Genomic DNA, 21,216 nt, shown 5'->3' on the forward strand with positions numbered 1-21,216 from the left:
GAAGCTTTGACCTTCATATGGGCGAAGCGGTGAAAAATTGCAATGGGCGAGTTGCCGCAGGCAGCCGGGCTGCATCCAGGCGGCGGCAGATCATTCCTGACACCTTCCCCGATTTTACTATCAGCTGCACAAAAACATTCTTATAGTGGCAGTCCCCATCGATTGTTCCCCAGTATTCAGCCAAATATTCATCAGGAGCATCGACCATGCCACAAAGACTGAGAGCACCACAGCCACGGGAATTCGAGAACCGCGAATCTTTCAGCCGTATCGATATGTTCGAACTGGCGACGGTGGAATTTCCCGACAGGCTCAATATCGTGTCGGAAGGCGACAGCTGGTTTGACTATCCGCGCAAGATTTTCCCTAACAAACCCGCCAATATCATCGACCATATTGAAGACCGCCTGCACAGAAAAGCCAACCTGTTGCGGCTCGAATCGAACGGCGATGAAATCACCCAGATCATGTCGGATGACCAACGTCATAACCTGACAGAATTGCTGGACGACTGCGCCCGTCGCAAACGCCCTATTCATGCCCTTCTGTTTTCCGGCGGCGGCAATGACATTGTCGGCACCTATGACATGGAGCGATTCCTGCTGCCGTTTGAACCCGACATGACGGCCCGCGCCTGCATCAACTGGGATGCCTTCAAGATCAAGCTGAACCAGATCAAATACGCCTGGCTGGAGTTGATCAATATTCGCGACCAATATTCCGCTGAAACCAAGATTTTCACCCACACATATGACCTGCCGTACATGACCGGCATCGGCGCCCGATTTTACGGGGTCGAGTGGGCCAAGGCGTGGATCGGGCCAGCCATGACCAAGCGGGGCATCGCACCAGACGATTATAGCGTCACGCCGAACATTCGGTTCCGCCGCGATATCGTACAGGAAATGTTCAACAGCCTGGCGGTGATCCTGGAAGAAATTGAGGGCACAACCCGGAATTTCCATGTCACCCGGACACTGGGCACGCTTACAAGCGCCGATCAATGGCTCAATGAAATCCATCCAACAGCGGACGGCTTCGAGCTGCTGTCGGAAAAATTCTATGCAACGATGACAGCCGAAATGCCTCAGTTGCCTGCCTGGTAACTAAACCGCAGACCACCATCATGGATCGTCGTCCGGCCGCCAGTGGTGGCCGGACGTTTTTCATTGTCGGCGCTGCAGCCTTGACACGCGCGCGTCCACGGCGATGATGGCGCAAAGCTTTCAAGGAATGGAATTATGTCGCTACTCGCCAACCTCGCGGTTCTCACTTATCCGAAAATCAGCGAGTTTGCGCTCGGCCCCGTCGATGTGGGCGGCTTCGCGCTGGGCATCCGCTGGTACAGCCTGGCCTATATCGCGGGCATCCTGTTCGGCTGGTGGTACATCCGCCGCCTGACATCCAAGCCTGGGGCCGCCATGTCAGCGGGGCATATCGACGATTTCATCACCTGGGCCATCATCGGCGTCATCGCCGGTGGGCGGCTTGGCTACGTACTGTTTTACCGGCCAGAGAATTATTTTGACGATCCGCTGGCCGTCCTGCGCCTGTGGGATGGCGGCATGTCCTTCCACGGGGGCGCTATCGGGGTGATCCTGGCGGTCATCTTCTTCAGCCGCAAACACAAGCTTGAGCTGATGCGCGTGGCGGACATTGTCGCGCTCGTGAGCCCAGTGGGCCTGTTCGCAGGCCGCATCGCCAATTTCATCAACGGCGAGCTGTGGGGCCGCACCACGGATGTGCCGTGGGCCATGGTTTTCCCAACAGGCGGGCCGCTGCCGCGCCACCCAAGCCAGCTTTATGAAGCGCTGGGCGAAGGCGTAATCCTGTTCCTGATTTTGATGTTCCTTTACCACCGCACGCGGCTGGCCAAGGAAATGCCCGGTGTGATCGCGGGTGTCTTCTATCTGGGATACGGCCTGACCCGTGTGCTGGTGGAATTCGTGCGCGAACCAGATGTAGGGGTTGCCCACATCATGGGCCTGACCCGCGGGCAACTGCTGTCTGTTCCGATGTTCCTGTTTGCCGCCTGGCTGATCAACAAGGGCATCCAACATAGTCGCACCCAAAAAGCGAAAGCCAAATAGTGACGCCGCTTGCCAACATTCTGGCGCGCCGGATTGAGGCGTCAGGGCCGATCAGCCTTGCAGACTATATGGCTGAATGCCTGATGCACCCCAAGCACGGCTATTATCAGCGCGAGCGGGTTTTCGGCCAGGACGGCGATTTCATCACCGCGCCCGAAGTCAGCCAGATGTTCGGCGAGACCATCGGCCTGTGGCTGGCGGACCGCTGGATTGTCATGGGACGCCCGAACCCGGTGAACCTGGTGGAGCTGGGCCCCGGCCGCGGCACCCTGATGGCGGATATCCTGCGGGCAGCCGGCAAGGTGCCCGGCTTCAAAGACGCCGCAGAGGTTCATTTCATTGAGACGAGCGCACAGCTGCGTGCCCTGCAGGCCGAAAAGGTACCAGACGCGACGTGGCATGATGATTTCTCAAGCGTGCCTGAAGGCCCCAGCCTTGTTGTCGCCAACGAGTTCTTTGATGCCCTGCCGATCCACCAGTATGTGAAACAGGGCGGCAAATGGTTTGAGCGCTCTGTGGGCATGGTGGGTGACAGCCTCGGGTTTGTGCTCACGCAGCCTGCCGCCCAGTTCGCCCTGGTGCCGCCCCACCTGCTTAGGGCGCCGGACGGCAGCCTGCTGGAAGTCTGCCCGGGTGCGATTTCCACCAGCGCCACCATTGCGGCCCACCTGGCAGCCCACGGCGGCGCAGCGCTCTATATTGATTATGGCTACGGCATTTCCGCGCCGGGGGATACGTTCCAGGCCCTCAAAAAACACGAGTTCACTGACCCGTTCACGGAACCCGGCAAGGCGGACCTTACGGCCCACGTGGCGTTCGACCGCATCGCCGAAGCGGCCGAAAGCGCGGGCGCGAAGGCATCCCCGACCACTGAGCAGGGCACTTTCCTGATGACCATCGGGCTGGGTGTGCGCGCCCAGAAGCTGGCCGAACGGGCATCAGACAAAAGCCAGGAACGCATTCTGGGGGAGCTGAAGCGCCTGACCGCGCCCGATGAAATGGGCACGCTTTTCAAGGTGCTGGCGGTCCAGAACCCCGCCCTGCCCGCAGCACCCGGCTTCTAGGCCGATCACAACCACAAAGCCCCCGGCACAGCCAGCGGACTATAGATCAAGCGGCAAATCAAAGGGTGAGCGCGTCCTTGAGTGCCTTCAGGGCCGCGTCGGGACTGGCCGGCTTTTCCTTGAGGAAGGCGCTGAGCGCTGTGCGCGCGCCCTCGCCAAAGCCAAGCCTGGCCATGGTGTTCAGATACAGTTGTTCGCTTGTCAGCACGCCCTTCTGGCTGGCATCCCACTTTGCCATTTCCTGCCAGAAGCGGATCATGCCGCCCCCCGGCGCGTCTGGGTTGAGGGCCTCGCCCACCATGCGGTTGATCAGGGCGCCACACTGGTAAACCGTATCAAACCGGCCCTTCTCTGGCGCGTCATGCACGCTGGTCTCCGCCAGCAGGTTCCGGCATTTGTTCCTTACCGTCGCCCACAGGCTTTCCAGTTCTGCCGCGTTATAGGCACCGGCCTGGTTCATCAGCTCGTAAGCCAGCGCCTCAGCCGCGCCTTCATGTACCCAGGGGTGATCATCGCCAAGCCACTCGCCCCACACCTCACGCTGCCAGATGTGCAGCACTTCATGCATGGTGAAGCGCGGGAAATAGAGCGGATCGCTATCAGCCCACCGGGCGCTGCCCTTGCCTTTCATGGTGAAGAGAATCTGGTACGGCAGGGTGCCGGCCTTGGTCTGGTCGGTGGCGGATGTCTCCAGCTCGCCCGCCGCCAAAAACACCAGATAGGGCTCTGCTGGCCTGAAGCCGAACAGCTCAGCCAACAGCTTGGTGCCCCGCGGCAGCGTGCTCACAACACCCAATCGGGCGCTCGCCGGAACCTGCGGGTCGATCACCAGCGTCGCACCCGCAACTTCCTTGGGTTCCCTTGGGCCAAAATAGACAAATTGTTCCGCCAGTGCCTTGGGGTTCCGGGTGACGACCCTGTCACCCTCCAGCCCCCTGTAGGACGCTCGCAGGTCATAGCTTTCCCACGCACCGTTCCTGTATACTTGCCCCATCAGGTAGCCCGTGAAGACCGAGGCCCCGCCATCACTGAAGCTGGAGAAGGGCATATAGTCCTTGGGTGGGATCATGGTGTTGGTGGTGAGGGTGACCGACGCACAATTGAACGGGGCCTTGTCCGCCCGCTGAATAAGCGACGTACGGCCCGTGTGGATCAGCTCAAACCCCGGCTCACCTGTAGCCCATGATGCTGCCCGAAAATCCGCGACCGGACGCTCAAAGCCCAGTGCACTGACACTTTCACCGAAACAGAAGCTGGCTTTCCAGCGGCGCTCCGCCTCCCGCGTCAGCTCAAACGTGCCGCTCACGTCAGCGCCTGCTGCCCCACTCAGGCCCCATATGGCCGCCAATGTGATGAAAAAGCGCATCACGCCCCCTGTCCCTTGCTGGAATATTTTCTATAGTGCGAATGCAACAGGAAAAGTAAAGTCACACCCATGACCGACCATTTGAAATGCCCATCCATCAGCGCCCCGCACGCCTTCTTCAGCCGCGCGGGCGGTGTCTCGACCGGCCTCTATGAAGGCCTGAACTGCGGCCCCGGCTCCAGCGATGACCCGGCGTGCGTGCTGGAGAACCGGCGCATCGCGGCAAAGCATCTGTCCGGCAGCGCCGACACACCGGTGCTGAGCTGCTATCAGGTGCATGGCCGCGATGTGGTAGTCGCGACCGAGGACTGGGGCACTGACCGCCCCAAGGCGGACGCCATGGTGACCAACCAGCCGGGCCTTATTCTGGGCATTCTGACCGCCGACTGCACACCTGTGCTGTTCGAAGACCGGGAAGCCGGCGTGATTGGCGCCGCGCACGCGGGCTGGAAAGGCGCGCTGGCGGGGGTGACGGACGCCACGGTGCGCGCCATGGAAGGCCTGGGCGCCAGGCGCGACCGCATCCGCGCTGCCGTTGGCCCGACAATCCACCAGGCGTCCTATGAGGTGGACCTGGATTTCCGTGACCGCTTCACGGCCGAACAGATGGACTTCGACCGCTTCTTCCTGCCCGGCAAGGACCCCTGGCATGTGCAGTTCGACCTGCCGGGGTTCGTGAAATACCGGCTGGAGGCGGACGATGTCGAATCAGTCTGGATGGCGGGGCTGGATACTTACACAAGCGAGGACCATTTCTCCTTCCGGCGGACGACTCACAGGAAAGAGGCAGATTACGGTCGCCAGCTGTCGGCAATCATGCTGAAGCCTTGACTATCACTTTTGGAATATATGAACCCATCCGTCCCGATTTGAGGCACTGACCAGATAAAATGGCCCCGTGCCGGGCTGGCGCCTTTACACATGCCCCCCCGGCTGGTACAGGACACCCGAACGCAACATCTTCATCGCACGGAGGCCTTAATGGGCATGAAGATCCTTACCGGGAACTCAAACCCGGAACTGGCGGAAGCCATTGCCGCCTATCTGAACATGCCGCTTGCAAAAGCTGCTGTTAAACGCTTTTCCGATCAGGAAGTTTTCGTAGAAATTCATGAGAATGTGCGCGGTGAGGATGTTTTCCTCGTGCAGCCAACGAACTTCCCGGCCAACGACCACATGATGGAACTGCTGGTATGCATCGATGCGCTGAAGCGCGCATCCGCCCGCCGCATCACCGCTGTGATCCCTTACTTCGGCTATGCCCGCCAGGACCGGAAACCCGGCCCGCGGACGCCGATTTCCGCCAAGCTGGTTGCCAACCTGATCACCACCGCCGGCGCCGACCGCGTGCTGACGATGGACCTGCACGCAGGCCAGATCCAGGGCTTCTTCGATATCCCGACCGACAACCTGTATGCCATGCCGGTTCTGGTTCGCGACCTGAAGGAAAAATACGCTGGCAAGAAAACCATGATCGTTTCGCCTGACGTGGGCGGCGTGGTTCGGGCCCGTGCCTATGCGAAGCGCCTTGATGCGCCGATCGCCATCATCGATAAACGCCGCGAACGCGCCGGTGTATCTGAGGTGATGCACATCGTGGGTGACGTGAAAGATTGTCACTGTGTGCTGGTGGACGATATTGTCGACAGCGCAGGCACGCTGTGTAACGCCGCCAAGGCGCTGCACGAAGCCGGTGCCTCCAGCGTGTCCGCATACGTGGCACACGGCGTGCTTTCGGGCCCAGCCTACGAGCGCATCGAGAACAGCGTGATGGACGAGCTGGTGATCACAGACAGCATCCGGCCAACAGAGGCCTGCAACGCCAACCCGAAAATCCGGGTTGTGACCGTGGCACCGCTTCTCGCCGAAGCCATGAACCGCATCGCACACGAAACAAGCGTATCCAGCCTGTTCGAATAAGCGGCTCTGCGACCAAGAATTCAAAAGCCCCTGCCTGATCCGGCGGAGGCTTTTTCTTTTCTGAATTTTCCAGCCAAAACCTAGTGCGTTTTCATCTGCACCAAAATGGGCCCAGGTGCATCAGCACCCGGCAGAAGGTCCTCTAGACCCTTTTCGACAAAGGCCGCAACGATCGGCCCCATCCGGCCGTCCACGGCGGTCTCAGCATAGGCGAATTCAGGTCCCTGATAGCTGGTGGACACGGTATATCTTTTCACCACGCGGGCGGCCACCTCGGCTTCGGCCATCACATTGCCTGCACCGTCAAGCAGCGTGAATTTACCGTTCATGCGCGGGCCGTGGCTGCGGTAGCGCGCCAGTGGGAATTCAGGAATAAAGAAGCTGTCCACTTCAATCACAAGAGTGCCGTTAAATCCCGGCTCTGCAATCTGGTGGAAGGCGGCCCAGGCCATGGTGCGCATCAGGTTCGGGACTGAATAGGTATTGAGGTCGGGCAGCAGATATTCGTTGGCCCAGATGGTGTCCTGATATTTGTCGATCATCAGATTCTTGGCCTTTTTGCCCGGCTCCAGCTCGATCCGGTATTTGCGGAACATAGCTTCTCGCTGAAGCTCCTTCTCGTTGATCTTTTTCATATCCTTCTCCAGCCGCTTGGAGAATTTCAGTTGGATATCCAACGCCTCTGCCCCGCTAGGCACTGCAAAAGCAAAGACAAACAAAACCGCAATAAGAAGAAAACGCATACAAGCCCCCGTGAAATTGTTACCAACAAACTAGTTGGCTACCTTCTATCTAGCAAGTGCCGATGGCATGTCTAGTGGCAGATCGAGAGGCAAACTGTTCAGTCGCCCTTTAGGCCAAGGAAGCGGCTGGTCATGCCGATCGTGTTGATGATGCCGTGGCCGAACACCAGCGGCCAGATGTTCCTGCGCCCGAACCACAGGTACAGAAGCCCCAGCGTCAGGCCAATCAGCCCGGTGGTCAGCGCACCGTTCATGCCCTTGTAGTAATAGTGCCGATAGCCGAAAAAGACGGCGGAGAACAGCAGCGCAATCACCTGCGCTGCCCGCCCTCCGCCCAGGCTTGCGAGCGCGCGATTGATGACAAACGCGCGAAACAGGGCCTCTTCAAAAATGGCGGCATGCGTCCAGGTCAGGACCATGATCACCAGATAGGCCCAGGGGTCACCTTTGATATGGTCGAACCGGCCACTGGTACCGATGTCTTCAAACATCAGGTCCACCAGCGCACCGCCCAGACCGCTCGTCAGCACAATGCCGATAAATACAAGGGCCGTCAGCCCCAGGGTGCCGAGCCAACTGTCGGGTTTCCGGAAGCCCAGGTCACGCCAGCCCATGCCCCGCCGCCGGAGCAGGAGTGTGCCCACAAGCATGGCGGAAAAGGTGGATATCGGCCCGGCATAAAGCAGGGTCACCGGGATCAGCGCCTGCTTGACCACTACCAGTGTGGCAATAATGGCCAGAAGGTCAAAAGCCGGTTCCTTCTGGAAAGTAAGCTGCCCCTTCGGGCCGTTGTTGTTCATATCTCTCTCGCTGTCCTGACACGGAACTTTTCTTCGTTTGGCGAGACCCTACCCCCGCCAATGTCAAACGCATGTCAAACAGCCCCGAAGCGACGACTCCACAACCATGCCTTTTAAGGCTACACTTATGCGCAGGCGCAAACAGTGGAGGGGGAAGCCATGTCAAGCGCACCGCCAGATGACAATGCACCAAAAGAGAAAGTTAAGGCCGTCCTTAAAGGAAAAACTGGCAATGTTCACGTAAGCGGTAGCAAGCGCAAAACTACCGAACCGGATACTAGTTTTAGGCCACATCCTGCAACAATGGCAGGAGACCCCGCGGCACAAGCTGGTGAGCCAAATGCATTGGCAGGAAATCACGTCATTGACGAAAAGCAGCTCAATTTATCACTCTTGGCTCACCCTAAATTTGATATTAGTCGCTACGACCTTGTTTTGGTCCCATTCGATGACAATGGCATACATGAACATCTCAAAGACCTTGGGATACCTAGCTCTCACAAATTTAGTGATCTAAAACGGCTTTTTGCTGACGAGTCCATCCATATGGTCGCAGCAGGGGAGGAAACCGACTTAATACTGTACCATTACAAACAAGTTTCCGGGCTTGGTCCAATCGGGGCAGATAGTATCCGTCCGATTGTTATGGAGCAGAAACGTGCCATCCAAAGTCGTACATTAAATATCCTAGACCTATCGCTCTGGAGGAACAGCCCTGCAGGTAAATCCAGCGATGCATTTGCGGTCATTTATGATCAGTTTTTCACGATGGCGGAGGCCCTACCCGGCGAAGTCGACAAGCTTAACTACACACTCTTCATGACAGAGGGCCTAAATTCAGAAGAAGTCGATCAATTCACTGAAATGATGCAGGAAAATGCGCCAACCTTCGGCTTTAAGCAAGTTGGCATAACGGTTGTGGGCGACCTAAATTTCAAAAAATCTAGTGAAACCTTCCGCACCCGCAGCCATCTGGAAAGCGACCAGCCGTCGCCGAACGATTACCTGGGGTTCCAGTCGGTGGCGGATTCTGTTGCGGCCTTTGTCCAGCACAAATCAACGCGCCTGCCGCTGTGCATCGCCATCGACGGGCCCTGGGGGTCTGGCAAATCATCGATGATGCTGATGATCCAGGAAGCCCTGCAGAAAGGCAGCACCAAAGCACGCGAAAAACTGAAGACTGCGCCCGGTGTGTTTGGCAGCTTGCGCCAAAGCCTGTGGCTCAGCTATCTGATTTTAGAACCTCTGGTCTTCATAGGGGCCATCGCCTTTATAAGGTGGTGGTACCGCACCAACCCGGATGCAACCGGGCCATCGATTGGCGGAGTTGCAGCAATTCTCTTGGGTACCTACCTGTATGTGGCTGTCGGTGCCTTTATGTTGAGATGGTACCGGCGGCGGAGACGCCATAACAATCCCCAGCGGCAGTTTGAAACTGTCACCATCAACGCATGGCGCTACGGGGAAGGTGTGCGGTTGAAGGCGTCTATCGTGCAAAGCATCATCACGGAGCTGCTGGACCGCCGCGGTGCCCGCTTCTTCCTCAAACTCCGATTGCTGCGCCTGAACAGGATAACCCTGCTGACATCCCTGTCGAAAGGCCTGTTCCAGAGCTGGTTTTTCGCAGCGGTCGCAATAGCCGTTGGTCTTGGCCTGATACTCTATGACGCACAGGGTGGCTCGCGGGATTTCCTTGAAACCTTTGCCACAAGCCTGGGCCTGAATCTGTCCGCCGAGAACGGCAACAGCATTCTTGGCGCCCTGGTCGCGGGGTTAGGCATCCTCGGCCAGCTAACCAAGAACGGCAATGTGGCGAACGTCAGCGACTTTATCGCCAACCCCGACTATGAAGGCCTGATGGGGCCGGACGAGGAAATCGAAGAAGATTTTCGCCGTATCCTGCAACTGTTGGATGACGAAGGCTATACGCTGGCCATCTTCATCGATGACCTGGACCGCTGTTCCCCCACGGCAGTTCACAAAGTCGTTGAAGCGCTGAATGTCTTCTTCGGCCAGCCGGACTGCCGCTGCCTGTTCGTGCTGGGCATGCACAAGGAAATGGTCGCCACGTCGCTGGAGGTTGCCTACAGCGCCATTGCCGACAAGATGGCAGGCAATTGCCTCTTGGAAGAGCAGCGCCCGTTTGGCCGCCGGTTCCTTGAGAAGATCGTGCAATTCGTACTGCATGTCCCAAAGCCGCGCGAAGAACAGGTGGAAAAATACCTCCAGCATATGACCAGCGGCATGACCGACGCAGATTTCCGGGCACTTGCCAAGCAGGAAGCGGTTGAAAAGAAGGCCACAGTCGACCGGTTTGCCCTCAGACTGGAACACGTATGGTCATACTATGTCTATCTGTGGCACCGGGTTAAAGGTTTGCTGGGCATGGGCAAGCCCATTGACCCGGCACCACCACCGCAACCCGTTGCGGCCCGGCTGGCGATGATTGAGTCCAATGAAAGCGCCAAGGCCAGGCTGGATGAGGAACGAGAACGGATTGCCCGGTTTGAAGCAAGGCTGGAGGCGGCGGCAAACTTCACCGAAGGCAGCGATGAAAACATCCGGATGTTCAGCATGGTTCGGCCCGCGCTTGGCAGCAACCCCCGGCAATATAAGCGCTATTTCAACCAGCTGCGCTTCAACCGGTTCATCACGGAAGACAGGCAACCCGAGAGCGAGGAAAAATCCCTCTACACCGACGCCGTTATGGCAGCCATTGCGCTTGAATGCCCTGAAGCTTACCAGTGGGCCTATTCAACCCTGACCATTGAGGGCAAAGAGCGCAATATCGATGCGGCCCTGCGGTGCCTGAAAAACAAGGTGGCGGAAGACCTGCCAGACACGATCACCACACTGGATGACGCCGTGACAATTGAACAGCGGGTTCACCTATTGCTGCGTACCAATCCGGCCTTCCTGAGCTTGCTGCAGACACCGGAGGCAACCGCAAAAAAAGCCTGACGCGGCTCAGGGCTTGAATTCAAGGAAACGGTCGAGGCCTTCTTCGGTAAAGAAGGTCTGCAGCGCGCCTGACTTCGAGAGCCGGGTGAGAAGGTCTGTCATCTCCCATGCGCTGATGGGCCCACCTTTCCTGACCAGAAGCGGCAGGTCATAGAGCTGGTCCGGCTTCATAGACACCAGGAGGTCTTGCTGAAGCTCTGGGTACAGGCGCATCTGGCGGGCGAGAAACGCGTTATTGACGATGGCGATATCGGCGCCGCCCGCCAGCAGTTGCCTGAGCGAATGACGCTGGCTGTCGGAAAACACCACATCGAACCTGGCCTTCAGATACTCCGGATCGGCGTTATAGTCAGCAAAGCCATAATGATACCCCAGCGTCAGCGCCAGCTTGCGCGCGGACAGATCGCCGAAATAGGCCTCTCCGCCCGCCGCCATCGCATCCCCAGTACGGGCCACCATCACCTCTGCGCCGCTCAGCAACACCGGGGTGGCTTCAACCTGCTCCATGCGGTCCTGCCAGCCCCACACCGGCATCTCGAAAAAGATCATGTCGATCCGGCCTTCGCTCATCTGCTCATAGCGCCGTCTGGCCGGAATTTGCCGGTAGGCGAACAGATAGTCCTTCTGCATGTCATTGAGGAAGGCTGTGAAGGCCACGGATACACCGGCGTTTTCTTCCACAAAAGGCTCGAACGGGTACCCGCCCACGATCACCCGCGTGGGGCCGGTGGGCTGATCTGCCGCGGCAACACCCCCGGCACTAATCGCCCAGACCCAGAACAGAACTAGAAAACAGCGTTTCAAAAATATCACCCGCATCTACGTCAATCTCATGTGAGCCATAGTGGGGAAAAAACGTTAAGAAAATGAAACAGGCCACCTACTGCCGGCAGACGTCAAGCGCAGTTTGCATTTGCGGCTGAAAGCCTGGATAAGCCGCGGCAAACTGCGGCGCCAGCTGGAATGCCATGGGGTAGCGAATGAAAAGGCGGCGGTCCATCAGCCCCAAAAGCGCCTGCGCACCGGGCTTGAGCGTCTGTGAAAAATCCGCCGCGAGCAAGGCGTCAACACGGCCTTCTGCAAGCCACAGGGCCAGCCGGTTTTCGTCGTCGCTGCCCTCAATATGGTTGAAGCCGCCGTCGTGCAACAGCCGTTCCGGCCGCGAGCCGGGAAATGCCGTCACCCGGGCCGTTTTCCGGAACGCCTCGCTGGTCACATCAAGGGCCCTGTCCTTCAGTGTGAACCAATAGATATTCATGTAACCAATGGGGCCAACCAGAAGCCCCTCAAGCGCCGGATCGCCCGTGTCGTAGGTTGGGAACCAGATATCCTGCAGCCCATCTTTTTCCAGCCGGATGGACCGGCTCATGGAAACCGCGCCAAGCGTATAGGGCACGCCCAATCGCTTCAGCGAACAGGCCAGCAGGTCAACCCCCGCCCCTTCCATGGTGCCATCCCACCGCAGCATGCCGAACTGGCCCTCGCCGTGGGTATAGACCCGCACCAACGCCGGTTGCCCGTGCGGCGCATTGGCCCCATCGGCTTCAGCCTGCGGGCTGATGACAGCGATTGCGATGAAGAAAAAGGCAAGTCCCAGTATGATCGGATTCTGGACCAAAAAAACACACTCCCAGACGCCCCCTGCCCGCTAACCTAGCGGTAAGGTGACATCTGTCAATGGCGCTCTGGGGCTGAAAGTGGTAATTATGCCCACCTGAAATGGCTTCAAGGCCGTTTCCAGCTTGCATTTTGGCCCAATTCGCGGTACATCGCGCCCGACTCATATGGGATCGCCCGTATGAGCAACTCCGCCCTTGCATCCCTGGAGGAAGTGGCGGTCGGATGTGGGGATGGTCCCCGCACCGTTTAGAGTTTTGGAGAAAAGACATGGCTGACGTAGTCACCATCGTTGCCGAGCCGCGTGAGCGTGTAGGTAAGGGAGCCTCCCGTGCATCGCGTCGTGCAGGCAAAGTGCCTGCTGTAATCTACGGCGACAACAAAGAACCTGAAGCAATTCAGATCCCGCAGAACGAAGTAATCCGTCTGCTGAACCGTGGCGGCTTCATGTCCCACACGTTCAACGTACAGGTTGGCAAGAAGAAGACTTCCGTTCTGCCACGTGACCTGCAACTTCACCCTGTAACCGACATGCCAATGCACATCGACTTCCTGCGTCTGGGCAAAGGTGCTGTCGTGACCATGGAAATTCCGATCCATGTTGTTGGTGAAGAAGAGTCCGTTGGCCTGAAGCGCGGCGGCGTGATCAACTACACCCGTCACGAAATCGAAGTGAACGTTCCTGCGAACGCGATCCCAGAGCATATCGAAGTTTCGGTTGCTGACCTGGACATCAACGACGCGGTGAAGATTTCCGACGTGAAGCTTCCTAAAGGCTGTGAGCCAACAATCACCGACCGTGACTTCACGATCTGTGCGATTGTTGCTCCGTCCGGCCTCAAGTCCTCCACTAACGCTGCTGAAGACGGCGAAGAGGCTGAAGCTACGGAAGCCGCTGACGAGAACGGCGAAGACTAAGACTTGTGCGGGCGCACCTGGTGCGCCCCACCTGCCGGAAGGATTGATCCATGCTTTTGTTTGTCGGTCTTGGCAACCCAGGCGACAAATTCAAGGGCCACCGGCACAATGTTGGATTTATGGCGGTGGACGAGATTGTTCGCCGCCATAATTTTTTGCCTGAAAAGAGCCGCTGGCAGGCGCTGACACATGAAGGCCGTCTCGGGTCCGAGAAGGTCATCGTCGTGAAGCCGCAAACCTTCATGAACCTCTCGGGCCAGGCCGTTGGCGAAGCCATGCGCTTCTTCAAGCTGACGCCAGCCGATGTGGTTGTCTTTTATGACGAACTGGATCTCGCGTTCGGCAAGGTGAAGGTGAAGCTGGGCGGTGGTGCCGCCGGCCATAACGGCATCCGGTCCATCACGAGCCATATCGGCGCTGATTTCACCCGCGTGCGTATCGGTATTGGCCACCCCGGCGACAAGGCCCGCGTACACGGCCATGTGCTGGGCGATTTCGCCAAAGCCGAGCAGCCGGAGCTGGAGAAGGTGCTGGATGCGATTGCGGCAGAGGCCGGCTATCTGGCAGACCGCGACAACCCGCGCTTCATGACGGAAGTATCGCGCCGCATCAACCCGCCGCGGCCCTCGACCGGCAAGCTGGGTGCTGATAAAGCGGCGACAGAGAATGACAAGACGGCGGCGCGTGGCCCGGTGACCAAGTCACTCGCGGCAGACCCCGCCAAACCGAAGAATAACAATGGCCCCATGGCCGATGCGCTCCAAATGTTGAAAAACGCGCTGAAGAAGGAAGACTGATATGGGTTTCAAGTGTGGCATTGTAGGCCTGCCGAACGTTGGTAAATCGACGCTTTTCAACGCGCTGACCAACACCGCGAATGCGGCTGCGGAAAACTACCCCTTCTGTACGATCGAGCCGAACGTGGGCCAGGTCCCTGTGCCGGACGACCGCCAGTACAAGCTCGCCGAACTGGCAGGCTCCAAGGAAATCATCCCGACGCAGCTGTCGTTCGTGGATATCGCAGGCCTGGTGCGCGGCGCCTCGAAGGGCGAGGGCCTCGGCAACCAGTTCCTGGCCAACATCCGCGAAACAGACGCCATCTGCCACGTGCTCCGCTGCTTTGAAGACGACGACATCACCCATGTGGATGGCCGCGTTGACCCGGTGTCCGACGCTGAAACCATCGAGACCGAGCTGATGCTGGCTGACCTTGAAAGCCTTGAAGGCCGCATCCACGGCCTGGGCCGCCGGGTGCGCGGCGGCGACAAGGAAGCCGTGCTTGCCATGACCATGATCGAACGCACGATCCCGCTCCTCAAGGAAGGCAAGCCTGCCCGCTTCGTTGAGCGCAACAGCCCGGACGAAGAGCGCGCCTTCAAGGAACTGCAGCTGCTGACCAGTAAGCCGATCCTTTATATCTGCAACGTGGACGAAGACAGCGCGTCCGAAGGCAATGAATATTCCCGCGCGGTTGAAGACATGGCCGCCAAGAACAACGCAGGCTGCGTTGTGATTTCCGCTGCTGTCGAGGCAGAGATCGCCCAACTGGACAGCGAAGAAGACAAGTCAGAGTTCCTCGAGACGCTCGGCCTGGGCCAGACCGGCCTGGCCCGCGTGATCCGCGCTGGCTATGACCTGCTGGAGCTGATCACCTATTTCACCGTGGGCCCCAAAGAGTGCCGCGCCTGGACCATCACCAAGGGCACCAAGGCGCCAGCGGCTGCCGGCGTGATCCACACGGACTTTGAAAAAGGCTTCATCCGCGCTGAAACCACGGCTTATGATGAATTTGTCGGCTGTGGCGGCGAACAGGGTGCGAAGGACGCGGGCAAGATGCGCCTTGAAGGCAAGGAATATATCGTCCAGGACGGCGACGTGCTGCACTTCCGCTTCGCGAACTAATCGTAGAACCAGCCTGACGGCCAATAGTGCTCAAGCCCGGGACCTTCTGGCCAGATGTAATAGACTTCATAAGCGAAGTAGGTCAGGAAAAACACGATCCAAAAGAATAGAACCAGCTTCAAAGGCCCTGCAATTGCGGGGCCTTTCGTTTTGTATTTGTGACCACATGTATTACAGGCGCGCTTATTGCCATTAGGCACTGGCAGCAATAGACCGAGCGCAACTAAAATAGGGAGCACTAAAAGACTGGTATAACGAACAATGTCTTCCCAACCACATTTTGGACAGGCATCGACGCTATCCTCTGTTGCAAGGCCAAAAACATTCTCCCGCCGCACTTCCAATAGCAGATGGGTAGCAGGATCAAAGTCTGCCTGAGCAACATACAGCCGCAACCCCAGTCCGACCGTCCAATGTGGACACGCCGCCAAAGTATGCATTCCGTCCAGATAGACCAAGAAGCCAGCCTGCTCCAGCAGCGCCTTGATCACCAGGGCTTCAGAATAATCGACCGTTTCATACAGTGTTTTCATGCGCGTCCCCCACCTGGAGAAAAGCCTATAACACCGCCGCACCCACAGCAAAAAGAAAAGGCCGCAGCTCGGGAAATCGCTGCGGCCCTGGTAATTCGCCGTCATGACCGGTTCCAGACAAACCGGAGCTTATGGCCTGCCTAGCAAGTCTTCATGTTGGACCCAACGCCGGTAGCGTCGCACTGTTTGCGAACCGCTCTATACTGGCGCTGCGCCGACACCACGATTGGTTCGTGATCTGTCTTGGCTGTGTATGGGCAAACCTTGGGGTTGCGCTCAAACGCGTCTGTTGCCTGTTCGGCATTGGAAGCGCTGCGGCGGGTGATGACAAAATCAACCACGAGGTCATAGGTGCCCGCAGGCGCTGAGCCTGCTTCCACGGACATGCCGCGCACGCCGTATTTGGCTTCGCGCGCGAAGCTTTTGTGGCCCTTCGAGCCCAGCAGCTTCACGCCATAGACGTCGCCCTCATCATTTAGTTTATACTGAACGTGAGCACAGCCAGAGCGGCCGGCACGTGCCGCCCACTTGCCGATTTCGGCATCAAATTCCGTGATTTTTGGCCCCTGAAGCGGTGCGTTATCCCCGAAAGCTGCGCCACAAAACAGGCTTGCAGCCAATACTGTCGTTACGGTTTTTTTCATACATCCCCCGTTTGGATTGAATTGAGTACAAGCCTTGAGACAATCGAAAGCTCATCCCCCTCAACTTTTTTCAATAACTTAGGTTAGAAAAAGGGACATTTCGAATTAGTCGCGTATTTTCAAAAACTTAGGGGGAAAAATAATTTATCCCCCAATCAGGGACGGGGCGGCTTTTGGCGGGGCGGGGCGAAAGGCCTTCACCAGATAAGGCATCGCACCGTGCAGGTAGGTCAGGAACGGCCATACCACTATGTGCAAATGACTGCCACGCAGTATCTCGATGGCGGCAACCAGTAACAGAAGCAAAAACGGGGAGGACAACAGAATGGCACCGCCACGACGCTTTCCCTTGAGACCAAGGTAAATAAACCCCGGCTTGCGGGCAATCAGCGCCACCGTGACAGGGATTACATACGCCAGCGCCACCCAAACCACAAACACAACAGCCGCATAATAGGCCAGGTCCATCAAGGCGGGCGGATGCTGGAACCAGTCGTTGGCGGCGCAGATTACCAGAACCCAACTGGGAACGGACACGCCCGCGAGCCCCACTATCAACCGGCTGGCAGCCCGCGCCTTCTTCCAGCCGCTGGCTTCAAAGACCCGTTCGTGATGGCACATCCACATGAGCGCCAGGCACAGGATTTCCATGCTGAAGGTCAGCTCCCACCACCAGCGGGACTGCAGCAGTGCGAAGGCCTCGCCGCCGGGGAAAAAATAGAAGGCCATCATGATGGACAGGTTCGCGCCCACCAACAGAAGCGCCAGGGCCCCAGCCAGGGCGCGTTGGTCATATACCTGATGTCCGAATAGCTTCATTCCTCTCCCCTACACCACGGCCCGTTGCAGGCCGCAGACGTCATGGTTGGCGAAAAAGCTTACGATTTTCCTAAATTGCTGGCTATAGGCCAGATTATAGCTCTTCGGCTGAACTTCGAGGCGGGCGCTGGGATGCCACCAGATAGGGCACCGCCCCCTGCAGGTAAAACAGAAAGGGTGCATACACATAGTGCTGGTTGCCGCCACGCATGGTTTCCACAATGGTCAGCAGCACTGCAAGCACCATGGGGCTGATCCCTATCAGGATATAGCACCAGCGACCCATCGCCAGAAATGACGGCAACACAAAACGGCGCCTGCCAATGCATTCAACGGTCCACATCGCGAGCCAGCTCAGACCCCAAACCGCCAGACATACATAGAAGGTGGCGTTAAGCTCCTGCATGCTTGGGCCGGTCTTGAACCAGTCGAGCAGGATGCCCGCCAGGGCAATCCAGACCGGCACCAACACCGCCACAAGGCCGGACAACAACTGCAGCGCACTGAAAAGTGCACGCCAGCCCGTTGACGCCTTTACCTTTTCAATATGGGTGAACCAGATGAAGGCTGCGCACAGGATCTGGGAATTCAGGACGATTTCCCACCACCAGCGCGACGTGGTCAGGCCTTCGACCTCGCCGCGGCCACTAACATAGTCGCTGGCGAGCATTGACAGCACAATGCCGACGATGATCATCGCCGCGGCACCCAACAGGGCTCTGTTGCCTACAAAACGCATCTATGCCTACCTGGCTGGAAATCACAATGGTCCAACTTTAGCGCTAAAAGTTAAGAAAATTCTTTATTGGCAGATATTTATATGTCGCTGTCGCGCGGGGATGCATGCTGCGCCTTGCGGAAATACGGAAGCGCCCCTTGCAGATACAGGAGGATCGGCACAAGAATGCTGACTGCGCCGCCTTGCTGCCACCAGACGATTATCCCGATCACCAGCGCCGAAAGCGTCGGCCAGAAAGCCATCAGCCATATGTGAGGTCGAAACTTCAGCGGAGAGGCATCGTCACTTCTCGCAGAAGGCCGCGCCATCAGCCAGACAATGATCGGCACAACAAAGTTGCCCACCGCCCACAGCGCCACGCCACCCAGCATCAACAGATACACCTGGCGTTCGCTCGGGGCTTCGCGGAACCAGTCCATATAGGCGCTGATCAACATGATGCCGACAGGATAGGAAACCGAGACAACCCCGGTAATAAAATGGACGATGGCGCGCATGCGCCACCATCCACGAGAGAAGATAATGCGGTTGTGGTGGCAGAACCACATGAAGGCCAGGCACAGGATCTGCAGGTTCAGGACGATTTCCCACCACCAGCGGGAGACCAGGGCCTCTTCGCCGAACACGTCCGGCAACAGATAGAAAGCCATCATCATGGACAGAATGGCGCCGATGATCATCATCGCCAGTCCGCCCATCAGGGCCCTGCTATCGTGAATCTTTACTGCCACCAACTTCGGCCTTCCCGCCTGTTCTGACCGCTATTGCTTCACCATCCGGCCGTCCTTCATCACGAAGTCCACATCCAGCAGTTCTTTGATATCATCAAGCGGGCTGCCGTCTGTTGCAATGATGTCGGCGATCTTACCGACTTCAATGGTGCCAAGGCTGTCTGACATATCAATCAGGTCAGCGGCATGTACCGTGGCGGATTTGAGGATATCCATGGGCGTCATGCCCGCCTCGTGCATCAGCACCGCTTCATAGGCGTTGGTGCCATGCTTGGAGACGCCACTGTCGGTACCGAAGGCGATCTTGACCCCGCCCTTGTAGGAGCGCTGGAAATTCTCGATCATGTCGCCGCCCACGCGGATGGCTTTGGCCTTGATGTCCTCAGACATGAAATTCGTATTCTTGGCCATGGTCACCACCGTGTGGCCCGCCAGCAAGGTTGGCACCAGATAGGCGCCGTTCTTCTTGAACAGGCGGATCGATTCCGCGTTCGCATAAGACCCGTGCTCAATGCTATCCACCCCGGCGCGCAGGGCGGCATTGATGCCTTCAGCCGCGTGGGCGTGGGCTGCCACCTTGCGACCAAGCGCATGGGCCGTATCCATGATGGTCTTCAGTTCTTCATCAGTCATCTGCTGGCCGGTGCCGGTATTGGTATCCGACAGCACGCCGCCCGTGGCTGTAATCTTGATGACATCAGCGCCATACTTGACCGCGTGGCGTACCGCACGCAGGCAATCGTCCGCGCCGTCGCAGATGGTTTTCGAGGTATATTTTTCCAAGAGATCATGGCGCATGTCGTCCACGTCACCATGGCCACCAGTGGCGGCAACACTGCTGCCGGCCGCAACGATGCGCGGACCATCCACCCAGCCGTTGGCCGTGGCTTTACGAAGCGCGAAAACTTCCTGCGGGCTCGCCCCCAGATCACGCACTGTGGTGAAACCGGCCATCAGCGTACGGTTTGCATACATCACGCTGCGCATGGCAGAATCTTCCGCCGACATCTGAACGGTGTCACGGTATTGGTTCGGGCCCAGTTCGCCCTGGATATGCACATGCATGTCCATCAGGCCAGGCATTACGAAGCTGTCCTTGAGGTCCACCAGCGTCGCGTCTTCGCCAAACTCGGATGCGGCCACAAAGCCGTCGCGCACTTCCCGAATGCGGCTGTCTTCAATCACCACTGTCTGGTTTTTGACCGGCGCCTTGCCCGGCACCGTCAGCAGCTCGCCGGCATGAATAACCTTGATATCCGCGGCCCAAGTGGCCGCCGTTGAAATCAGGGCTGCCCCCAGCCCCAGTGCCAGCAAACCGGCTTTCCTTGACGTCGCGCTCATGGCTGTCCCTCCCATTTTATAATTGATCGCCACCATTAATTGGCGCGCAGTCTTACACACCAACTGTAAAAGTCAATTCACGGGATTAAGATTAGATTAAAGGGGCAAAATTTCAGCGCGAAGCCACCACCGGCACGTCTTCGAGGTCGGTAATTGCCAGCTCTTTCAGATACATATGCACGCGGCCCATATCGGTCTGCACTTCTGCCCGCACTGGCACCAGATAGCCGCCATCGCCCTTTGACATCACCCAGAATTTGGGCGGCATGTCGTCATCCTCGCCGTTCTTTTCAGCTTTGCGGCGGCGCTTCTCACGCTCCTTTTCAAGCTTCTTCTTCTCTTTTTCAGTCAGGATGCGCTTGCCCGCCACCAGCTCGCCGCCGATGGTGCATTCATGAGCCTCGCCTGCAAAGTCCGAGTGGCGGCTGTCCGATATCTCTACCAGCTCAGGCCCGCAGCTGACTTGCCATTCAAACACCATGGCGCCGTCAAACACCTGGATGGTGAAGGGCTCAGCAGCCTGGGCTTCTGTGATGCGGGCGCGCAACAACGCAATCGCCAGCGAAGCCGGGTCCGGGCCACGGCGCAGTTCAGTTGGCACCTCTTCGCGCGGGTATTTCTTTTCCCATTTTTCCGGCCAGTCCTGTTCGATTTCCTTGAGCATGCCGTCCGGCGCGAACCGGAGCGTACGCATATAATCCTCACCGTCCCAGCGGCCGGCAGAGATATATTCGCGTGGCAGGATATCACCGTCCACCAGGCTGCCGTTCGACCTCAGCTCGCTGCGGCCGTTGGCGAACAGCTTGGCCAGCCCGCGCATGCGAAAATCAATCGCCAGGTCGTAGCTTTCAGGTGCCAGGTCGGCGCGGGCTTCGGCGGTCGACACCAAAAGCCCCTTCCAGATGAAATCATAGGTCACTTCAAGCCGCTCGGCGGCCATAGCCTGCCCGCCGCCGCCAGCCACGGCCAGCAGCGCCCCCGTCATTATGCCAATATATTTCTTCATTCGGCCCGCTTCCCACTTTCCC

General features: G+C 58.0%; 21 protein-coding genes. 9 read left to right on the top strand and 12 right to left on the bottom strand.

Annotation, left to right across the window (positions count from 1 at the left end):
- Positions 1-206: 206 nt before the first annotated feature.
- From B3Z17_RS03975 to B3Z17_RS03985, 3 genes are all read left to right on the top strand, one after another.
- On the top strand, positions 207-1,106 hold the full coding sequence (locus B3Z17_RS03975) for a hypothetical protein (protein WP_286828636.1): 900 nt from the start codon (positions 207-209) through the stop codon (positions 1,104-1,106).
- A 135-nt stretch (positions 1,107-1,241) separates the two neighbouring features.
- Positions 1,242-2,090: a prolipoprotein diacylglyceryl transferase gene (lgt, locus tag B3Z17_RS03980; protein ID WP_286828637.1), complete on the top strand. Its 849-nt coding sequence runs from the start codon at positions 1,242-1,244 to the stop codon at positions 2,088-2,090.
- On the top strand, positions 2,090-3,154 hold the full coding sequence (locus B3Z17_RS03985; protein ID WP_286828638.1) for a class I SAM-dependent methyltransferase: 1,065 nt from the start codon (positions 2,090-2,092) through the stop codon (positions 3,152-3,154). Before lgt ends, B3Z17_RS03985 begins: the two co-directional genes overlap by 1 nt.
- A 58-nt stretch (positions 3,155-3,212) precedes the next feature.
- On the opposite strand, the gene B3Z17_RS03990 is transcribed toward B3Z17_RS03985, so the two are convergent.
- Positions 3,213-4,520 carry a hypothetical protein gene (locus B3Z17_RS03990; protein WP_286828639.1) on the bottom strand — a complete coding sequence of 436 codons (1,308 nt, stop codon included), beginning with the start codon at positions 4,518-4,520 and terminating at the stop codon, positions 3,213-3,215.
- Positions 4,521-4,589: 69 nt separating this feature from the next.
- Here B3Z17_RS03990 and pgeF point away from each other — a divergent pair, with 69 nt between their 5' ends.
- Complete coding sequence (gene pgeF, locus B3Z17_RS03995) at positions 4,590-5,351, top strand: peptidoglycan editing factor PgeF (protein ID WP_286828640.1); 762 nt, start codon at positions 4,590-4,592, stop codon at positions 5,349-5,351.
- 156 nt (positions 5,352-5,507) lie between these two features.
- Positions 5,508-6,440: a ribose-phosphate pyrophosphokinase gene (locus B3Z17_RS04000; protein WP_068304630.1), complete on the top strand. Its 933-nt coding sequence runs from the start codon at positions 5,508-5,510 to the stop codon at positions 6,438-6,440.
- Between the two features lie 80 nt (positions 6,441-6,520).
- On the opposite strand, the gene B3Z17_RS04005 is transcribed toward B3Z17_RS04000, so the two are convergent.
- Complete coding sequence (locus tag B3Z17_RS04005; protein ID WP_068303406.1) at positions 6,521-7,183, bottom strand: hypothetical protein; 663 nt, start codon at positions 7,181-7,183, stop codon at positions 6,521-6,523.
- A gap of 98 nt (positions 7,184-7,281) precedes the next feature.
- The gene (locus B3Z17_RS04010) at positions 7,282-7,983 is read right to left on the bottom strand and encodes a CPBP family intramembrane glutamic endopeptidase (RefSeq protein ID WP_286828641.1); all 702 of its coding nucleotides are present in this window, start codon (positions 7,981-7,983) and stop codon (positions 7,282-7,284) included.
- A gap of 768 nt (positions 7,984-8,751) precedes the next feature.
- Here B3Z17_RS04010 and B3Z17_RS04015 point away from each other — a divergent pair.
- Positions 8,752-10,944: a KAP family P-loop NTPase fold protein gene (locus B3Z17_RS04015; RefSeq protein ID WP_286828642.1), complete on the top strand. Its 2,193-nt coding sequence runs from the start codon at positions 8,752-8,754 to the stop codon at positions 10,942-10,944.
- Positions 10,945-10,950: 6 nt separating this feature from the next.
- Here the strand turns inward: B3Z17_RS04015 and B3Z17_RS04020 are convergent, their stop codons facing one another.
- Both B3Z17_RS04020 and B3Z17_RS04025 read right to left on the bottom strand, forming a co-directional pair.
- Positions 10,951-11,748: a substrate-binding periplasmic protein gene (locus B3Z17_RS04020; RefSeq protein ID WP_286828643.1), complete on the bottom strand. Its 798-nt coding sequence runs from the start codon at positions 11,746-11,748 to the stop codon at positions 10,951-10,953.
- Positions 11,749-11,824: 76 nt separating this feature from the next.
- Positions 11,825-12,562 carry a hypothetical protein gene (locus B3Z17_RS04025; RefSeq protein WP_286828644.1) on the bottom strand — a complete coding sequence of 246 codons (738 nt, stop codon included), beginning with the start codon at positions 12,560-12,562 and terminating at the stop codon, positions 11,825-11,827.
- A gap of 269 nt (positions 12,563-12,831) precedes the next feature.
- Between B3Z17_RS04025 and B3Z17_RS04030 the strand changes: the two genes are divergently transcribed.
- The 3 genes from B3Z17_RS04030 to ychF are packed head-to-tail and all read left to right on the top strand — an operon-like array spanning position 12,832 to position 15,381.
- Positions 12,832-13,479 (top strand): 50S ribosomal protein L25/general stress protein Ctc, encoded by a 648-nt coding sequence (locus B3Z17_RS04030; RefSeq protein WP_286828645.1) that lies wholly within the window; start codon positions 12,832-12,834, stop codon positions 13,477-13,479.
- Positions 13,480-13,529: 50 nt separating this feature from the next.
- The gene (gene pth / locus B3Z17_RS04035) at positions 13,530-14,276 is read left to right on the top strand and encodes an aminoacyl-tRNA hydrolase (protein ID WP_286828646.1); all 747 of its coding nucleotides are present in this window, start codon (positions 13,530-13,532) and stop codon (positions 14,274-14,276) included.
- Between the two features lies 1 nt (position 14,277).
- On the top strand, positions 14,278-15,381 hold the full coding sequence (gene ychF / locus B3Z17_RS04040) for a redox-regulated ATPase YchF (RefSeq protein WP_286828647.1): 1,104 nt from the start codon (positions 14,278-14,280) through the stop codon (positions 15,379-15,381).
- On the opposite strand, the gene B3Z17_RS04045 is transcribed toward ychF, so the two are convergent.
- The 7 genes from B3Z17_RS04045 to B3Z17_RS04075 all read right to left on the bottom strand — a co-directional run bounded on the left by B3Z17_RS04045 (position 15,378) and on the right by B3Z17_RS04075 (position 21,194).
- Positions 15,378-15,914 carry a putative signal transducing protein gene (locus tag B3Z17_RS04045; RefSeq protein WP_286828648.1) on the bottom strand — a complete coding sequence of 179 codons (537 nt, stop codon included), beginning with the start codon at positions 15,912-15,914 and terminating at the stop codon, positions 15,378-15,380. The genes ychF and B3Z17_RS04045 overlap by 4 nt on opposite strands.
- 140 nt (positions 15,915-16,054) lie before the next feature.
- On the bottom strand, positions 16,055-16,558 hold the full coding sequence (locus B3Z17_RS04050) for an energy transducer TonB family protein (protein WP_286828649.1): 504 nt from the start codon (positions 16,556-16,558) through the stop codon (positions 16,055-16,057).
- Between the two features lie 144 nt (positions 16,559-16,702).
- Positions 16,703-17,377 (bottom strand): hypothetical protein, encoded by a 675-nt coding sequence (locus B3Z17_RS04055; RefSeq protein WP_068303441.1) that lies wholly within the window; start codon positions 17,375-17,377, stop codon positions 16,703-16,705.
- A 94-nt stretch (positions 17,378-17,471) separates the two neighbouring features.
- The gene (locus B3Z17_RS04060; protein WP_286828650.1) at positions 17,472-18,116 is read right to left on the bottom strand and encodes a hypothetical protein; all 645 of its coding nucleotides are present in this window, start codon (positions 18,114-18,116) and stop codon (positions 17,472-17,474) included.
- A gap of 77 nt (positions 18,117-18,193) precedes the next feature.
- Positions 18,194-18,847, bottom strand: coding sequence for a hypothetical protein (locus B3Z17_RS04065; RefSeq protein ID WP_286828651.1), 654 nt, complete (start codon positions 18,845-18,847; stop codon positions 18,194-18,196).
- Between the two features lie 30 nt (positions 18,848-18,877).
- A complete protein-coding gene (locus B3Z17_RS04070; protein ID WP_286828652.1) occupies positions 18,878-20,188 on the bottom strand; it encodes a metal-dependent hydrolase family protein in 1,311 nt (436 codons plus the stop codon).
- A gap of 112 nt (positions 20,189-20,300) precedes the next feature.
- Positions 20,301-21,194 (bottom strand): DUF3108 domain-containing protein, encoded by an 894-nt coding sequence (locus B3Z17_RS04075; RefSeq protein WP_286828653.1) that lies wholly within the window; start codon positions 21,192-21,194, stop codon positions 20,301-20,303.
- Positions 21,195-21,216: the final 22 nt, after the last annotated feature.

Origin of the sequence: Kordiimonas sp. UBA4487 (assembly GCF_002389025.1) — a bacterium.
GTDB lineage: Bacteria > Pseudomonadota > Alphaproteobacteria > Sphingomonadales > Kordiimonadaceae > Kordiimonas > Kordiimonas lacus.

Excerpts from the sequence above, each read along its gene's own strand:
- B3Z17_RS03975 (WP_286828636.1), top strand. The coding sequence starts at position 207 with ATGCCACAAAGACTGAGAGCACCACAGCCACGGGAATTCGAGAACCGC.
- lgt (WP_286828637.1), top strand. The coding sequence starts at position 1,242 with ATGTCGCTACTCGCCAACCTCGCGGTTCTCACTTATCCGAAAATCAGC.
- B3Z17_RS03990 (WP_286828639.1), bottom strand. The coding sequence starts at position 4,520 with ATGCGCTTTTTCATCACATTGGCGGCCATATGGGGCCTGAGTGGGGCA.
- pgeF (WP_286828640.1), top strand. The coding sequence starts at position 4,590 with ATGACCGACCATTTGAAATGCCCATCCATCAGCGCCCCGCACGCCTTC.
- B3Z17_RS04000 (WP_068304630.1), top strand. The coding sequence starts at position 5,508 with ATGAAGATCCTTACCGGGAACTCAAACCCGGAACTGGCGGAAGCCATT.
- B3Z17_RS04005 (WP_068303406.1), bottom strand. The coding sequence starts at position 7,183 with ATGCGTTTTCTTCTTATTGCGGTTTTGTTTGTCTTTGCTTTTGCAGTG.
- B3Z17_RS04010 (WP_286828641.1), bottom strand. The coding sequence starts at position 7,983 with ATGAACAACAACGGCCCGAAGGGGCAGCTTACTTTCCAGAAGGAACCG.
- B3Z17_RS04015 (WP_286828642.1), top strand. The coding sequence starts at position 8,752 with ATGGCGGAGGCCCTACCCGGCGAAGTCGACAAGCTTAACTACACACTC.
- B3Z17_RS04030 (WP_286828645.1), top strand. The coding sequence starts at position 12,832 with ATGGCTGACGTAGTCACCATCGTTGCCGAGCCGCGTGAGCGTGTAGGT.
- pth (WP_286828646.1), top strand. The coding sequence starts at position 13,530 with ATGCTTTTGTTTGTCGGTCTTGGCAACCCAGGCGACAAATTCAAGGGC.
- ychF (WP_286828647.1), top strand. The coding sequence starts at position 14,278 with ATGGGTTTCAAGTGTGGCATTGTAGGCCTGCCGAACGTTGGTAAATCG.
- B3Z17_RS04045 (WP_286828648.1), bottom strand. The coding sequence starts at position 15,914 with ATGAAAACACTGTATGAAACGGTCGATTATTCTGAAGCCCTGGTGATC.
- B3Z17_RS04050 (WP_286828649.1), bottom strand. The coding sequence starts at position 16,558 with ATGAAAAAAACCGTAACGACAGTATTGGCTGCAAGCCTGTTTTGTGGC.
- B3Z17_RS04055 (WP_068303441.1), bottom strand. The coding sequence starts at position 17,377 with ATGAAGCTATTCGGACATCAGGTATATGACCAACGCGCCCTGGCTGGG.
- B3Z17_RS04060 (WP_286828650.1), bottom strand. The coding sequence starts at position 18,116 with ATGCGTTTTGTAGGCAACAGAGCCCTGTTGGGTGCCGCGGCGATGATC.
- B3Z17_RS04070 (WP_286828652.1), bottom strand. The coding sequence starts at position 20,188 with ATGAGCGCGACGTCAAGGAAAGCCGGTTTGCTGGCACTGGGGCTGGGG.
- B3Z17_RS04075 (WP_286828653.1), bottom strand. The coding sequence starts at position 21,194 with ATGAAGAAATATATTGGCATAATGACGGGGGCGCTGCTGGCCGTGGCT.